Origin of the sequence: Micromonospora zhanjiangensis, from assembly GCF_042650605.1 — a bacterium.
In the GTDB taxonomy this organism is placed as follows: domain Bacteria; phylum Actinomycetota; class Actinomycetes; order Mycobacteriales; family Micromonosporaceae; genus Micromonospora_J; species Micromonospora_J zhanjiangensis.
Map to the genome: position 1 here is coordinate 40,007 of NZ_JBHSBN010000028.1, position 15,485 is coordinate 55,491.

Below are 15,485 nucleotides of genomic sequence, written 5' to 3' on the forward strand. Positions count from 1 at the left end.
GTGGAGCATAACTCCTTCTGACAGAAACTTTCCTCCGTCATCATTTTGGCGGCAACTGTTGACATGCGTTCCGGTGCGCGCCAATACTCGGTCGCCAAGGCGCCCGGCCTGCTGCTCCGTCCCGAAAAACGAACATTTCAATCGAGTGGCTGCTCCGGGTCCCCGGGCACCATCGCGACTCCCGCGATGGTGCCCACCCAGAAGCGGCACGGCAGCCGCCCATGATCCGGAGGAAGGTACGTGAAGCTCCGCAGCACGCTGAGGTCCTCAGCGATCCGGTGCCTGGCGGTCGGCGTGACCGCCGCACTCGTCGCGACCGGCTGTTCCAGCGGCAGGTCCGACAGCAAGGGCTCGGCCTCCGGCGGCACGCTGGTCGTCGGCTACACCGCCGACCCGAACACCCTCGACCCGTGGAAGGCCACCCAGTTCCAGGCCGTCCACCTGCTGGAGCAGGTGTACGGGACGCTCACCCAACTGGACGGCGACCTGAACGTGGTCCCCGGCCTCGCCGAGAAGTGGCAGTACGGCGACGACAACAAGACCCTGACCCTGACCCTGCGCAAGGATGTGAAGTTCGCCGACGGCAAGCCGCTGACCTCGGCCGACGTCAAGTCCTCGATCGAGCGCATCCAGAAGCCGGCCACCGCGGCGGTGGCGGCGGCGACGGTCAAGTCCGTCAAGACCGTCCAGGCGCCCGACCCGCAGACCGTGGTGTTCACGCTGACCGCCCCGGACGCCGGCCTGCTCGCCGGCCTGGCCACCGTCAACCTGGCCGTCCTCGCCAAGGACGACACCTCCGAGGCGATCGCCCAGAAGCCCAACGGCACCGGCCCCTTCACCTTCGCCAGCCGCACTGCCGGCCAGTCGGTGAAGCTCACCGCCAACGCCAACTACTGGGGCGGCAAGCCGAAGGTCGCCAACCTGGAGTTCCGGATCATCCCGGACCAGACCTCGGTGGTTTCCGGCCTGCAGTCCGGCAACGTGCAGTTCGCCACGCTGGACGACCCGCTGGTCGCCAAGTCGGCCGAGGGCAGCGGGCTGACCGTGACCAAGACGCCGAGCCTGTCGTACCACGTGTTGCAGCTCAACTCGCGTAAGGCGCCGCTGGACAAGCTCGACGTCCGGCTGGCGATCTCCTGCGCGATCGACCGCAAGCAGGTGCTGGACACCGCCGCCCTCGGTGAGGGTGAGGTGACCGGTCCGATCACCTCGCCGGCGTACAAGTCCGACCCGAACGCCCGGCCGTGCCCCACCCGGGACGTCAACAAGGCCAAGCAGTTGCTGGCCGGCGCCGGGTTCGCGAACGGCCTGACCATCCCCACCATCGTCTCCCAGGGCGAGTACGCCACCTCCGTCAACGAGGCGCAGAACCTGCAGGCCCAGCTCAAGGAGGCCGGCATCAACCTGGAGATCAAGACCCTGGAGTCCGGCGCGTACGTCGACCGCTGGGTGGCCGCAGACTTCACCGCCGCGGTGGCCCTCAACGGCGGCCGGCCGGACCCGGACGGCATGTACGGCCGGTACTTCACCTCCACCGGCAACCTGAACAAGGTCGCCGGCTACTCCTCGCCGGAGCTGGACGAGCTGTTCGCCGACGGCAAGGCCACCACCGACCCGGCCAAGCGCAAGGAGATCTACGCCCAGGTCGGCAAGCTGCTGGAGGACAACGCCGCCTGGGTGTGGCTGTTCGCCAGCTACGGCTACACCGTCACCGCGCAGGGCGTGCAGGGGTTCACGCCGATGGCCAACGGTTCGCTGCAGAACCTGAAGGACGTCTCGCTCAACTGACCACCGGTCCACGCCCGGGTGACGGCCGCCGAGCCGTCGCCCGGGCGTGGACCCGCCAGACACGAGGAGGTGGCCGGTGCGGGCGTTCGCACGTCACCCGCTGATCCGCAGGATCGTGGAGACCGTGGCGACCCTGTTCGGGGTCGCGGTGCTGGTCTTCGTCACGTTGCGGGCGATTCCCGGCAACGAGATCACCGCCACGCTGGGCACCGAGGCCGCCGGCCTCAGCCCCGAGCAGCAGGAGGCGCTGCGCGCCTACTACGGCCTGGACCAGCCGCTGGTGGTGCAGTTCTTCACCTGGCTGGGCAACGTGCTCACCGGCAACCTCGGCGAGTCCCGCCGGGCCGGTGCCTCGGTGCTGCAGATGACCGCCGACGCGTTGCCGGTCACCATGGAACTGGCCGTGCTGGCCACCCTGATCGGGCTGCTGATCGGTGTGCCGCTGGCGCTGCTGTCCGCGTCCCGGCCGAACGGGATCCGTGACGGCGTCGGCCAACTCGTCGGGCTGGCCGCGCTGTCCATCCCGAACTTCCTGCTCGGCGCCGCCCTGCTCACCGTCGTCTCCCGGTACGCGCACTACAACCCGAACGCGCAGGGTTTCGCGTACTTCTTCGACGACCCGCTGCTCAACCTGCAGCAGATGCTCTTCCCGGCGCTGGTGCTGGGCTTCGGGCTGGCCGCCCCGATCATGCGGACCGCCCGGTCGGCGCTGCTGGAGGTGCAGACCCAGGACTTCGTCCGCACCGCCCGCGGCAAGGGAGTTGCCCCGCGCCGGCTGCGGGTGCGGCACGTCTTGCACAACGCGCTCAACCCGATCGTGACCATGACCGGCATCCAGTTCGGCTACCTGCTCGGCGGCGCCGTCGTGGTCGAGCAGATCTTCTCCGTGCCGGGCCTGGGCCGGCAGGTGCTCGCCGGGATCCAGCAGAAGGAGTACGCCGTGGTGCAGAGCACGGTGCTCGTCATCGCCGCCACCTTCGTGGTGGTCAACCTGCTCACCGACCTGCTCTACCGGGTCATCGACCCGCGGGTGCGTGCCGCGTGACCGCCGCCGTCGCGCCGCCGGTGGCCACCGCGCCCCCGCCCAGCCGCACCGCCGCCTGGCGCCGGCTGCTGCGCAGCCCGGCCGGACTGATCGGTTCGCTGCTGGTGCTGCTGGTGGTCGGGGCCGCCGGTGCCGCCCTGCTCGGCCTCACGCCGTACGACCCGATCGCCCAGCACCCGATGGCCCGGCTGCGCCCGCCGTCCGGCGAGTACTGGTTCGGCACCGACCAGTTCGGCCGGGACGTGTTCTCCCGCTGCCTGGCCGGGGTGGCCAACTCGCTGCGGGTGGCCGCCGTCGCGGTGGCGCTGTCCGCGCTGGTCGGCACCGCCGCCGGCATCTGCGCCGGGTTCTACGGCGGCAGGGTCCGCGGCCCGGTGCTGGCGGTGACCAACGTGCTGTTCGCCTTCCCGCCGCTGCTGCTGGCGCTGACCCTGGCCACCACCTTCACCCGTAACTGGCTGACCATCGCCATCGCCATCGCCGTCGTCTACGTGCCGATCTTCGTCCGGGTCAGCCGCGGCCCGGTGCTGTCGCTGCGGGAGACCGACTTCATCAAGGCCACCACGGTGCTCGGCATCCCCGCCTGGCGGGTGCTGCTGCGGCACGTGCTGCCGAACATCGCCGCGATCGTCATCGTCCAGGTCAGCCTGTCGCTGTCCTGGGCCGTGCTCACCGAGGCAGCGCTCAGCTTCCTCGGCCTGGGCAGCCCGCCACCCGCCCCGTCGCTCGGCACGATGATCTTCGACGCGAAGATCCTCGCCGGTACGGCGTGGTGGAACCTGGCCGCGCCCGGCGCTGTCATCGTCGCGTTCGTGGTCGGGCTGAACCTGCTCGGCGACGGACTGCGCGACGCGCTCGACCCGAAGAACGGACGCAACTGATGAACCTTTTTCAACCCGAACCCGGCGGCGCTCGCGCCCCGTCTCCCACCCGCGCCTCCGTCGGAGCGCAAGGGGGGGTTGAAAAAGGTTCAATGAAAGAACAGCTCGACGGCCTGCTCACCGAGCGGGTCGACGGCCGGTACGCCCACCTGGACACCGCGTCCGTGGCCGAGTTGGCCGACCTGATGAACCAGGCCGACGCGGACGTGCCCGGGGCGGTCCGCACCGAACTGCCCCGGATCGTGCCGGCGATCGAGGGGGTGGCCGGACGGCTGGCCGGAGGCGGCCGGCTGCTCTACGTCGGCTCCGGCACGGCCGGCCGGCTCGGCGTGATCGACGCCTCCGAGTGCCCGCCGACCTTCGGCACCCCGCCGGACCTGGTCCACGCCGTGATCGCCGGGGGACCCGAGGCGATCCTCGTCGCGAAGGAGGGCGTCGAGGACGACGAACGGGCCGGCGCGGCGGCGATGGCCGAGGCGGGGGTGACCGCCGCCGACGCGGTGGTCGGCATCTCGGCCAGCGGCCGCACCCCGTATGTGCTGGCCGCGGTCAGGGCCGCCCGGGCGGTCGGGGCGTTCACCGTCGGGCTGTCCTGCAACGCGGGTACCCCGTTGAGCGCGGCGGCCGAGGCGCCGATCGAGGTGCTGGTCGGCCCCGAGGTGCTGGCCGGTTCGACCCGGCTGAAGGCGGGCACCGCGCAGAAGCTGGTGCTGAACATGATCTCGACCATCGCGATGGTCCGGCTCGGCAAGACGTACGGGAACCTGATGGTCGACCTGCGGGTGACCAACCACAAGCTGCGGGACCGGGCGGTACGGATCATCGGCCGGGTGACCGGGGCGTCCCGCCCGGACGCCGAGTCGGCGCTGGACGCCGCCGGACTGGACGTCAAGACCGCGATCCTGCTGGTGGCCCGCCCGGACGGCGACGGCGATCCCCGGCAGCGGCTGGCCCGCACCGGCGGCCGGCTGCGTGAGGCACTGGAGGCGACCCCGTGAGAGTCCTCGGCATGATCTCCGGCACCTCGCACGACGGGATCGACCACGCGGTGGTCGACTTCACCGTCCGCGACGGGGTGCTGCACGGCGAGGTCGGCGGCACCGGCAGCACGCCGTACCCGGAGGCGCTGCGCGGCCGGCTGATGCGGGCGCTGCCCCCGGCCGCGCTGACCTTCGCCGAGGCGTGCGAACTGGACACCCTGATCGGGCAGGCGTTCGCCGAGGTCGCCGCCGCCGCGGAGGCGGCCGGCGGGGTGGACCTGATCTGCTCGCACGGCCAGACCGTCTACCACTGGGTGGACGAGGGCCGGGTGCTGGGCACCCTGCAGATCGGCCAGCCGGCATGGATCGCCGAACGCACCGGCGTACCGGTGGTGGCCGACGTGCGGGCCCGGGACGTGGTGGCCGGCGGTCAGGGCGCCCCGTTGGTCTCCCTGATGGACGTGATGCTGCTGGCCGGCCTGCCCGGTCGGCCGGCGGGCCTGAACCTGGGCGGCATCGCCAACCTGACGGTGCTGCGGCCGCCGGGCTCGGACGCCCCGCTGGCCTACGACAGCGGTCCCGCCAACGCGCTGATCGACGCCGCGGTGGTACGCGCCACCGGCGGCCGGGACCGGTACGACGCCGACGGGCGGCTCGCCGCCGCCGGTCGGGTCGACCCGGCGCTGCTGCTGGAACTGCTCGCCGAGCCGTACTACCGGCTGCCGGCGCCGAAGTCGACCGGCAAGGAACTGTTCCACGCCGGCTACCTGCAACGGATGCTGGCCGGCCGGGCGGAGCTGTCCGACGCCGACCTGGCCGCCACCCTCACCGCGCTGACCGCCGAGACGGTCGCCGCCGAGGTTCGCCGGTACGAGGTGGACACCGTGGTCGCCGCCGGCGGCGGCTGCGCCAACCCCACCCTGATGGCGATGCTGGCCGACCGGCTCGACGGGGTGCGGCTGACCACCACCGACGAGTTCGGCGTGGACACCGACACCAAGGAGGCGGTGGCGTTCGCGCTGATCGGCTGGCACACCGCGTACGGCCTGCCGGCCACCGTGCCGTCCTGCACCGGCGCCACCGGCGCCCGGACGCTCGGCGCGATCGTGCCCGGCGCCGGTCCGCTGCGGCTGCCCGAGCCGCTCGCCGTCGCCCCGACCACCCTGCGCCTGACCACCGCCGGAGCCGCCCGATGACCGCCCTGCTGGAACTCGCCGACCTGCGGGTGTCGGCCCGCGCCGGCCGCACCGACCGGGAGATCGTGCACGGCGTCGACCTGACCGTCGAGGCCGGCCAGACCGTCGCCGTGGTCGGCGAGAGCGGTTCCGGCAAGTCGCTGACCATGCTGGCCGTGATGGGGCTGCTCGCGGACCCGCTGCGGGTCACCGGCGGGTCGGTCCGCCTCGGCGAGCGGACCCTGACCGACCTGTCCGAGCGGGAACTGCGGGCCATCCGCGGCAACGACGTCGCGATGATCTACCAGGATCCGATGACTTCGCTGAACCCGTTGATGCGCATCGGCGACCAGGTGGTCGAGGCGATGACCGCGCACGGCGTGCCGGCGGCGCAGGCCCGGGCCCGGATGCTGGACCTGCTGGCCCGGGTGGGCATCCCCGACCCGGGTCGCACGGCGCGGGCGTACCCGCACGAGTTCTCCGGCGGCATGCGCCAGCGGGTGATGATCGCCTGCGCGTTGGCGATGCGGCCCCGGCTGCTGATCGCCGACGAGCCCACTACCGCGCTGGACGTGACCATCCAGCAGCAGATCCTGGCGCTGGTCGACGAGCTGCGCCGGGAGCTGGGCATGACCACCATCTGGGTCACCCACGATCTCGGCGTGGTGGCCCGGCTGGTGGACCGGGTGGTGGTGATGTACGCGGGCAACGTGGTCGAGGACGCCCCGGTGCGACAGTTGTTCGCCGCGCCGCAGCATCCGTACCCGGCGGCGCTGCTCGCGGCGCTGCCCGACCCCACCGACGACGACCGGCCGCCGCTGGCCCAGATCCCCGGCCGGCCGCCGGTGGCGACCGAACCGGTCGAGGGCTGTGCCTTCCGGCCACGCTGCGGCCAGGCGGTGGCCGCCTGCACGACCCGGCCGCCGCTGACCGAGCGGCTCGCCGGCCGGGCCGCCTGCTGGGTACCGCCGGAGAAGTGGGTCACGCCGGGGCGGCCGGCGTCGACGCGGGACGGGAGGTCCTGATGCTGACCGCGACCGATCTGGTCAAGCAGTACCCGGTGCGGAGCGGCGAGGGGGTGGTGCACGCCCTGTCCGGCGTGTCACTGACCCTCGGCGACGGCGAGATCCTGGGCGTCGTCGGGGAGTCCGGCTGCGGCAAGTCGACGCTGGCGAAGCTGCTGGTCCGGTTGGAGGACCCGACGTCCGGGCGGGTCGAACTGGACGGCGTGGACCTGACCGCCGCCCGGGGGGCGGAGTTGCGCCGACAGCGCCGCCGGATTCAGATGATCTTCCAGGATCCGTACTCGTCGCTGAACCCCCGATTGCGGGTCGGGCAGACCCTGTCCGAGGTGCTCGCCGTGCACGGGCTGGCCGACGGCGGTCGGGAACGCCGGGTCGGCGAACTGCTGGAGATGGTCGGCCTGAGCGGCGGGTTCGCCGCCCGCTACCCGCACGAGCTGTCCGGCGGGCAGCGGCAGCGGGTGGGTATCGCCCGGGCCCTGGCCGTCGAACCGAAGGTCCTGCTGCTCGATGAGCCGGTCTCCGCGCTGGACGTCTCGGTCCGCGCCGAGATCATGAACCTGCTCGTGAACCTGCGCCGCGACCTGGGCCTGAGCTACGTCTTCATCAGCCACGACGTGGCCATGGTCCGACACATCAGCGACCGGGTGGCGGTGATGTACCTGGGCCGGGTGGTCGAGATCGGCGGCTGGAAGTCGGTGCTGGACCGGCCCGAGCACCCGTACACGGCGGCGCTGTGCCAGGCGGTGCCGGCACCGGACCCGACCCGGTCGCAGCCGATCGAGGCGTCGGTGACGGGGGAGGTGCCCAATCCGGCCGCGCCGCCGTCGGGCTGCCCGTTCCACCCGCGCTGTTCCCTCGCCGAGGACGAGTGCCGGCGGCTGGACCCGGCCCTGCTGCCACTGCGGCCGGCCCACGAGGTCGCCTGCCACGTGGCCGCCCGCCGGGCCACCGAACCGTCCGCGGCGTGACCGGCCGGATCACCCTGCGACCGGGTACGCCGGCCGACGCCGACGTGGTCGGCCGGGTCTTCCTGGCCTGCTGGCACGTCTCGTACGCCGACCTGCTGTCGCCCGCGGCCCTGGCCCGTTACGACGAGGCCGGCGCGCGTGCCCTGTGGCGGCGGGTCCTGACCGGCCACCCGGACGGCACCCTGGTCGCCGACCTGCCCGGCGACGCCGGGGTACGGGGTGTCGTCCGGTTCGGCCCGGACCCCGACGACCCGGACGCCGGGCACGTGTTCAGCCTCTACGTGCACCCGGACGGGCAGGGCCTGGGCCTGGGCGGCCGGCTGCTCGGCGCGGCTGTTGACCGGCTGCGTGCCGCCGGGCACGACGCGGCGACCCTGTGGGTGTTCGCGGCGAACGCGTCGGCCCGCGCCTTCTACGCCCGGCACGGTTTCACCCCCGACGGCACCACCCGGATCGAACCGGAATACGCCGAACCCGAACTCCGCCTGCGCCGCCCCCTCTGAGCGGAGAGGAAGGGCTTCCGCCTTTCACTTTTCGAGGTGGCCGGGGGCCCTTCCTCACCCGTGCGGCAAGGGGGAGCGGGCGGCGGCCGGTCAGTCGGTGGTGGCGCGGTCGGTCGCCGTCGGCCCCTGCTCGGGGGGCCGGAAGTCGGCTGGTGGCGTCGGCTGGTCCGGTGGCGGCTGTCCCACGGCGGCGCCCGCGTCGGACGATCGGAAACCGCCTGGCGGCGTCTGTTCGGTGGGCCGGGGCGGACCGGTGACCCGTTGGTTGATCGGCGTGGCCGGCGCCCGCCGGGCCGCCGGCGCGGCGGGCGCCGACGGTGGGTCGGTCGCCGGCGCCGGCACCGGCGGGTTCGGCTCGACCGCCGGGGCTTCCGGGCTCTTGCTCGGGATCTTGTTGAGGATGCTCTGTGCCCGGTCGTCCACCAGCCGGGTGATGAGCTGCTGCGCGTAGCCGAACACCAGGGCGTAGGCGAGGATCTGCCGCTGCGAGTCCAGATTGGACAGGCCGGGGACGAAGCCGCCGCCGAACAGCAGGATGCCGGCCACGGCGGTGAGCATGCCGGCCGGCACCTTCAGCAGGGCCAGCGCGACCGGGATGCTGTACGGCACCGACGAGCCGCGCAGCGTCCGAATCGAGATCAGCCCGGCCAGCAGGCCGCCGATCGCGCCCAGGCCGGCCACGATCGGCATGTCCCCGGGCGACGGGCTCTGCCGCAGTCCGCTCGGGCAGGCGCTGCCCGGCACCGACGATGCGGTGCTCGCGGTCGCCGGTCGCTCGAAGCACAGCGGCACCGCGTCCGGGGTGCGCGCCACGGCGAGCGTCAGCAGCCCGAGGAAGACGGTGATCAGCGCGGCGGTCAGCAGGATGATGTTCCGGAAGTCACGCAGCCGGGTGTACTTCTCGTCGGCCGCGTCGTACGAGGTCTCCATCGCCTGCTTCAGCGCGGCCCGGCGTACCCGGCCGTCGGTGTCGCCGGTCAGCAGCCGCTCGGCCTCCACCCGCCGCGGGTCGGCGCGGTCCAGCACGGACGCCAACCGACTGCCCACCTCCGGGGCGAGCATCTGCAACTCGTTCGGCGGCAGCAGGTCGACCAGGAAGACCTTCGCGCTGTGCGCGTTGCGGTACGCCTGCTCCACGGAGGTGCCCCGCCAGCGGTCCCGCAGCCCCCGCCACCAGCGCCGGGGCGGCCGTAGGCAGGCGGCCCGGGCGGCGGCGAGGTGCCGTTCGACCGCCTCCCGGCTGGCCCGCCGGTCGGCGTCCGGCCGGTCGGCCGCCACCGCGATGCGCAGCCGGCCCTCGATCCGGTCCGCCTCCACCGCGACCTGGATCGCCCACTGCTCCGGCCAGGGTCGCGCCGCCGGGTCGACGGCCGGGGTGTCGGGGAAACTCATCGGCATGTCCTCCTCGCGAGGATTGTCCAGCCGGCCGATCCACGACACTGTCAGCAGTCGGACAACGACGAGGTGCCGGAACGTCCCCGGCCACCGCCTCGGGGCGAGGCGTTGTCGGTATTCGCCGGTAGGCTTCCCGCCGTGCATGATCAATCCTCCGCGCTGCCACCCCGGCACGTCCTCTGTGTCCTCGGCTCGGATCTCGACCTCGACCTCGTCGAGCGGGTGACCCGGGACGCCGGCGGCTCGGCCGTCCTGCTCGACCGGGACTACTCCCAGCGGGCGGCCGACCCACGGATGCCGCGTGCGTTCGAGGCGGCCACCGCCACCACCGGCTGGAGCGACGCCGACCGCGCCGCCGTCGCCGGACACGACACCGTCGCGTACCTGATGTCGCCGCCGATGACGCGGGAGACCTCGTTGGACGTCTCGCGGCGGATGCTGGTGGTCACGGCCGCCCTGCTGCGGGCCGGGGCGACCGCGGTCAAGAGCGAGAGCAGCGGCGTCGGACACGGCCGGGCCGGGTGGCTCACGCTGGCCGACGACGCGGCCCGCGGCACGCCCGAGGGCCCCGCCACGCTGCCCGCCGGTCACGAGCTGGCGACGGCCCTGCTGGACGCCTGGGTGCAACGGCCGATCACCGACGACGACGTGATCTACAGCTGCGGCCTGCACCTGCTCGGCCTGCCCGACGTCGAGGTCGCCGACGGACGCCCCGACGCCGAGCGGGTGGCCGCCCTGGACGGCATGGCGGTCTACCTGGCGACCGAGTCCCGGGCGAGCCAGATGCGCGACGGCGAGGGCTTCCGAACCAGCGCGGACGCGCCGCGCTGGGTGCTGAACCACCGGCCCTGCCGGCGGTACCCGGAGGACGACCTCTACTTCAACCCGTACGGCTACTGGCGGCTGACGCCGGCCGACTGAGCCACCTTGCGGTCCCTCGCCGGACGGGGACGAAGACGGGCTCGCGCCGTTCGGTGGCCGGAGCCCCGTCCCCGGGGTTCCGGCCACCGGCGCGATCACCGATCACCGATCGCCGGTCAGCCGCCGCCGCCCGGCCGCAGCACCACCTCGGCCCGCCCGGTCTGCGGCGGTACGCCCGGCTCGGTCGGCGCGTCGGTGTACTCCGCGTCGAAGACCGCGCTCAGGTTGTTCGCCCCACCGTGACCCGGGTCGACGAACGTGGTGAACGACCCGGTGCAGCCGAACGTCGAGGAGAGCGGGTGCCCGTGCTGGTCGTGTCCGAGGATGTAGGTCACCTTCACCTTCGAGCAGTCGACCGGCAGGTCGTCGGTGACCTTGACCTCGAACTGCACCGTCTGGCCGAACTCGAACGGCTGGCCCGTCACCGGCTGCACGAACTCCACGATCGGCGCCCGCGGCCCGACCAGGAACGGCAGCGTCGCCGCCGCCGACCGGCCGGTGCTGTCGGTGACCTTCACCGTCGGCTGGTACAGGCCGTTGCTGGCGTACGTGTACGTCGGGTTCGGCTCGGTCGAGTCGACCGTTCCGTCGGCGTCGAAGTCCCACGCGTAGGCCAGCGCGTCACCGTCCGGGTCGGTCGTCCCGGCGCTGGAGAAGTGCACGGTCAGCGGGGCCTGGCCGGCGATCGGGTCTGCGCTGATCTTCGGGATCGGGGTCCGGTTGCCGCGAACGAAGTCGATCCGGGCCAGTTGCGCCTCGGGGTTCTCGGCGAAGTAGCCGTCGCCGTACTCCAGCACGTACAGCGCGCCGTCCGGACCGAACGCCATGTCCATCGGGTTGTCCACCACGACGGACGGTACGACCGGCCGGATGTCCGTGACCTGGCCGCGCCGGTCCAGCACGAACTCCTTGACGTAGTCCCGGGTCCACTCGTAGAACAGCGGCTTGCCGTCGTAGTAGGCCGGCCACCTGACCCGCGAGCGGCTGTGCTTGTCGTAGTCGTACGCCGGGCCACCCATCGGGCCGATGCCGCCGGTGCCCAGGCCGGGGAACTGCGGCGACGCGCCGTACCCGTAGAACACCTCGGGCTGCTCCACCGGCGGCAGCTTCGTCAGGCCGGTGTTGTGCGGCGAGTCGTTCACCGGGCGCTTGCAGTCGAACGGCGCGCCGGACTGCTTGGTGGCGAAGTCGTAGTCGACGTACGGCAGGGTGGGCGTGACGCAGTACGGCCAGCCGTAGTTGGCCGGTTTGTCGATGCGCATCCACCGGCCCTGGCCGGCCGGACCCCGGTTCGGGTCGGCCTTGTTGGCGTCCGGCGAGTAGTCGCCCAGGTAGACCTCGCCGGTCGTGCGGTTGACGGCGAACCGGAACGGGTTGCGCAGCCCCATCGCGTAGATCTCCGGCCGGGTCTTCGCCGTGCCGGGCTTGAACAGGTTGCCCTTCGGGACGGTGTAGCCGCCGCCCGCCTTCGGCCGGATCCGCAGCAGCTTGCCGCGCAGGTCGTTGGTGTTGGCCGCGCTGCGCTGCGCGTCGAAGGCCGGGTTGCGGTCCGGCCGTTCGTCGATCGGCACGTACCCGTCCGAGGCGAACGGGTTGGTGTCGTCCCCGGTGGACAGGAACAGGTTGCCCTTGCCGTCAAAGTCGATCTTGCCGCCGACGTGGCAGCAGATGCCCCGGTCGGTGCCGACCTGGATGATCTTCTCCTCGGTGCCGAGGTCGAGCGTGTTGCCCTTCAGCTTGAACCGGGACAGCTGCAGGTATCCCTTGAACGGCGCGAAGTCGGCCGGCGTACCGGTCTCCGGCGCGTCGCCCTCGTTGACGCCCGGCGTCGCGGGATCGTCGACCGGGGTGTTCAACCGCGGCGAGTAGTACAGGTAGACCCAGTGGTTGCGGGCGAAGTCCGGATCGATCGCCACGCCCTGCAGGCCCTCTTCGTCGTGCTGGTAGACCGGGACCTTCGCGGCGATGGTGTTCAACCCGGTGCGCGGGTCGTTGATCCGGACGTCGCCGTTGCGGGCGGTGTGCAGCACCCGCAGGTCGGGCAGGACGGCCAGGGCGATCGGCTCGCCGGGGTAGTCGTTGAGGGTGACCTTCTGGAAGCTGCTGTCCGGTGGTGGGGTCTGGTCCGGCGGTGCGGCGGCGGCCGACGTGGTCGGTGCGGTCAGACCGCCGGCGAGCAGGACCAGGGCGGCCAGTGACGCGGCCCTTCTCATGCGGGTACCTCTTTCGCCGAGGGGGAACGGATCTCGCCCAGGGGGCGGGGGAGGGGGTCAGAACCGGATCGAGCGGAGGAACTCGTAACCGACTCGGGCGGTGTTCAGGGCGTCCGCCGGGTTGCGCGGCGGGGTGCCGGCGTCGTCGCGCTCGACGATGTACTCGTCGAGGCCGGCCTGTCGGACGTGCTCGAAGATCCGACCGAAGTCGATCAGGCCCTGGCCGGGGTCCTCGAAGCTGCCGGCGCTGTTCAGGTCCTTGACGTGGAACTGCTGGATCCGACCCGGGTGCTCGCGGATCAGGTCCACCGGGTCGCTCGCCCCGCGCCAGGCCCAGAACAGGTCCACCTCCAGGTGCACCAGACGCGGGTCGGTCCGGCTGGTCAGGATGTCGTAGCCGGCCCGCCGGACGCCGGTCTGGGGGAAGAACTCCAGGTTGTGGTTGTGGTAGCCGAACCGCAGCCCGGCCCGGCGGGCCAGTTCGCCGGCCTTGTTCAGGTCGTCGGCGAACCGCTTGTACACCTCGGCGTCCCGGATCGGCTTGCCGCTGGAGTCCGTACCGAAGTACGGGTGCACGAGGTAACGGTTGCCGATCACGTGCGCGTCGTCCAGGGCCCGCTGCCAGGCACTCGCGTCGAACGGCTGCGGGATGCCGACGTGCCCGGAGGTGGCCCGGATGCCCGCGGCGTCCAGCGCGGCCTTGAACTGGGCGGCCGTCCGCCCGACGAAGCCGGCGTGCTCGACCCGGGTGTAACCGATCTTCCGCAGGGCCGCGAGGGTGCCCGGCAGGTCGGCGGCGAGCTGGTCGCGCAGCGTGTAGAGCTGGATGCTGATCCGGTCGGCCGGCACCCGGTGCGGGTTGCCTCCGGACTGCGCCGTACCGGCCGGCGCCGCGGACACCGGGCTGGTCAGGGCGCCGCCGACGCCGATGGCGGCGGCACCGACCGTGGCCGCACGCAGCACGTCGCGGCGGCCGACCGACGGGCGGTCGGGTCCGGCGGGGGATGGGGTGTCGGCCTGGCGTGGATCCATGATGGACGCCTCCTCGGGTGGAAACGGTCCGCGGCGCCGCCGGAAGGTGGGAGGGTCGGGACGCCGTCGGTGGGCACGGTGGATCGACCCTCCCGGCCGTTGGCCGGGACGGTTGACCCAGGGGTACGGGCGTGAGCGGACGGACCCGGTGGGGGACCGGGGGACGTTACGGCTCGATGGGCAGGGGGATTCATCTATCGACACGCCTATATTGCGACGTCACGTTACCGGACCGTCGAAGAGATGAAAAGGCTTCGTCACACGAACAAAAGTTTTGCATGTTCCAGCAAAAGCCACGGTCGGTAGTGGGCGGACCGGCGTGTCCGGGAGGCGGTCGGGCTACACGCGTGGCCCAGTGCCTGCCTGATCCGTGCCGTTGACCTCAAGTGGACTTGAGGAAGTTTACTGGCGGCCTCACCCCTTGCAGTAAGGAGCGTTCGTGATACCAGACCTGTCCGTCGATCCGTCCGGGAGCAGCGTCGACGACCGCCACCGGGTCCCCACCGGCGATACCGGCACGGCGGTGTCCAGACTGGCCGTGGTCCTCGGGAGCGCTCGCCCCGGCCGGTTCGGCCCGGTCGTCGCGTCCTGGGTGACCGAACAGGCCCGGCGGCACCGTCAGGTCGACATCGACCTCGTCGACATCGACGATCACCAGGCCGTCGACCGGGAGGCGGTGGCGGCGCTCGGAGGCCGGCTCGCGGCGGCCGACGCCTTCCTGTTCGTCGTCCCGGAGTACAACCACAGCTTTCCTGGCGAGCTCAAGACGGTGATCGACCGCTTCACCACCGAGTGGGCCCGCAAGCCCGTGGGCTTCGTCTCGTACGGCGGTCTGGCCGGCGGCCTCCGCGCCGTCGAACAGCTCCGGCTGGTCTTCATCGAGCTCTTGGCCGTACCCGTTCGGGACACCGTCAGCTTCCACGGCGCCCGGTCCGCGTTCGGGCCGGACGGCAATCCGCACCAGCACGAGGCCGCCCGGGCGGCCCTCGACCAGCTGCTGACCCAACTCGCCTGGTGGGCGACGGCGCTCCGGACCGCCCGCCGCGCCCAGCCCGCGTGACCACCGCACGCCACAATCCTGGAGAGACTGATGTCCCAACCGCGCACCGAGGTCACCCGGCAGCCCATCGGATACTGGACCGGGGAGGCCTACCGTCACATCGCGGCCGCCATCCGGGCGAACCTGGCCGCCGCCGGCGTGACCCAACCGCAGTGGTGGATGCTCAATCATGTCGCGAACGGTGACTGGACACCGGCCGCGTTGCTGGACCGGCTCGCGCCGTTCAACGCGAACGAGCAGCACCTGGACCTGGACCGGGAACTGGGCGATCTGATCGACCGGGGCTGGCTCACCCGCGCCGCGTCGACGCAACGGCTGCGGCTCACCCCGGCGGGGGAGCAGGGGCTCCGGCGGGCCCGCGAGAGCAGCGGCGCGACCCATCGCCGCGTGATCGCCGGGGTGACGGACGAGCAGTACGACGACTGCATCGCGGTCCTGCGGCGCATCGTCGGCAATCTGGGCGGCGACCCGTCCCCGCAGTGACCGTGCGGTGGACTCC

The 15,485-nt window shown here is 72.3% G+C and carries 14 protein-coding genes; 11 read left to right on the top strand and 3 right to left on the bottom strand.

Features of this window, described 5'->3' with window-relative positions:
- Positions 1–240: 240 nt before the first annotated feature.
- From ACFOX0_RS28015 to ACFOX0_RS28050, 8 genes are all read left to right on the top strand, one after another.
- Positions 241–1,788: an ABC transporter substrate-binding protein gene (locus ACFOX0_RS28015; RefSeq protein ID WP_377551575.1), complete on the top strand. Its 1,548-nt coding sequence runs from the start codon at positions 241–243 to the stop codon at positions 1,786–1,788.
- A 76-nt stretch (positions 1,789–1,864) separates the two neighbouring features.
- A complete protein-coding gene (locus tag ACFOX0_RS28020) occupies positions 1,865–2,833 on the top strand; it encodes an ABC transporter permease (protein ID WP_377551578.1) in 969 nt (322 codons plus the stop codon).
- The gene (locus tag ACFOX0_RS28025; RefSeq protein ID WP_377551580.1) at positions 2,830–3,714 is read left to right on the top strand and encodes an ABC transporter permease; all 885 of its coding nucleotides are present in this window, start codon (positions 2,830–2,832) and stop codon (positions 3,712–3,714) included. Before ACFOX0_RS28020 ends, ACFOX0_RS28025 begins: the two co-directional genes overlap by 4 nt.
- Before the next feature lie 92 nt (positions 3,715–3,806).
- Positions 3,807–4,712 carry an N-acetylmuramic acid 6-phosphate etherase gene (gene murQ, locus ACFOX0_RS28030; protein ID WP_377551582.1) on the top strand — a complete coding sequence of 302 codons (906 nt, stop codon included), beginning with the start codon at positions 3,807–3,809 and terminating at the stop codon, positions 4,710–4,712.
- 11 nt (positions 4,713–4,723) lie between these two features.
- Positions 4,724–5,890 carry an anhydro-N-acetylmuramic acid kinase gene (locus ACFOX0_RS28035; RefSeq protein ID WP_377551584.1) on the top strand — a complete coding sequence of 389 codons (1,167 nt, stop codon included), beginning with the start codon at positions 4,724–4,726 and terminating at the stop codon, positions 5,888–5,890.
- Complete coding sequence (locus ACFOX0_RS28040; protein ID WP_377551587.1) at positions 5,887–6,894, top strand: ABC transporter ATP-binding protein; 1,008 nt, start codon at positions 5,887–5,889, stop codon at positions 6,892–6,894. Before ACFOX0_RS28035 ends, ACFOX0_RS28040 begins: the two co-directional genes overlap by 4 nt.
- Complete coding sequence (locus tag ACFOX0_RS28045; protein ID WP_377551589.1) at positions 6,894–7,862, top strand: ABC transporter ATP-binding protein; 969 nt, start codon at positions 6,894–6,896, stop codon at positions 7,860–7,862. The genes ACFOX0_RS28040 and ACFOX0_RS28045 overlap by 1 nt, the downstream gene beginning before the upstream one ends.
- A complete protein-coding gene (locus tag ACFOX0_RS28050; protein ID WP_377551592.1) occupies positions 7,859–8,365 on the top strand; it encodes a GNAT family N-acetyltransferase in 507 nt (168 codons plus the stop codon). Before ACFOX0_RS28045 ends, ACFOX0_RS28050 begins: the two co-directional genes overlap by 4 nt.
- A 90-nt stretch (positions 8,366–8,455) precedes the next feature.
- Here the strand turns inward: ACFOX0_RS28050 and ACFOX0_RS28055 are convergent, their stop codons facing one another.
- Positions 8,456–9,757, bottom strand: coding sequence for a hypothetical protein (locus ACFOX0_RS28055; protein ID WP_377551594.1), 1,302 nt, complete (start codon positions 9,755–9,757; stop codon positions 8,456–8,458).
- A 141-nt stretch (positions 9,758–9,898) separates the two neighbouring features.
- Between ACFOX0_RS28055 and ACFOX0_RS28060 the strand changes: the two genes are divergently transcribed.
- A complete protein-coding gene (locus tag ACFOX0_RS28060; RefSeq protein WP_377551596.1) occupies positions 9,899–10,681 on the top strand; it encodes a hypothetical protein in 783 nt (260 codons plus the stop codon).
- Between the two features lie 116 nt (positions 10,682–10,797).
- Here ACFOX0_RS28060 and ACFOX0_RS28065 read toward each other — a convergent pair whose 3' ends face one another.
- Positions 10,798–12,894 (bottom strand): PQQ-dependent sugar dehydrogenase, encoded by a 2,097-nt coding sequence (locus ACFOX0_RS28065; RefSeq protein WP_377551599.1) that lies wholly within the window; start codon positions 12,892–12,894, stop codon positions 10,798–10,800.
- 57 nt (positions 12,895–12,951) lie between these two features.
- The gene (locus tag ACFOX0_RS28070; protein ID WP_377551601.1) at positions 12,952–13,926 is read right to left on the bottom strand and encodes a sugar phosphate isomerase/epimerase family protein; all 975 of its coding nucleotides are present in this window, start codon (positions 13,924–13,926) and stop codon (positions 12,952–12,954) included.
- A 439-nt stretch (positions 13,927–14,365) separates the two neighbouring features.
- Here ACFOX0_RS28070 and ACFOX0_RS28075 point away from each other — a divergent pair, with 439 nt between their 5' ends.
- Both ACFOX0_RS28075 and ACFOX0_RS28080 read left to right on the top strand, forming a co-directional pair.
- Positions 14,366–14,986 carry an NADPH-dependent FMN reductase gene (locus ACFOX0_RS28075; RefSeq protein ID WP_377551604.1) on the top strand — a complete coding sequence of 207 codons (621 nt, stop codon included), beginning with the start codon at positions 14,366–14,368 and terminating at the stop codon, positions 14,984–14,986.
- Positions 14,987–15,016: 30 nt separating this feature from the next.
- A complete protein-coding gene (locus ACFOX0_RS28080; RefSeq protein WP_377551606.1) occupies positions 15,017–15,469 on the top strand; it encodes a MarR family winged helix-turn-helix transcriptional regulator in 453 nt (150 codons plus the stop codon).
- Positions 15,470–15,485: the final 16 nt, after the last annotated feature.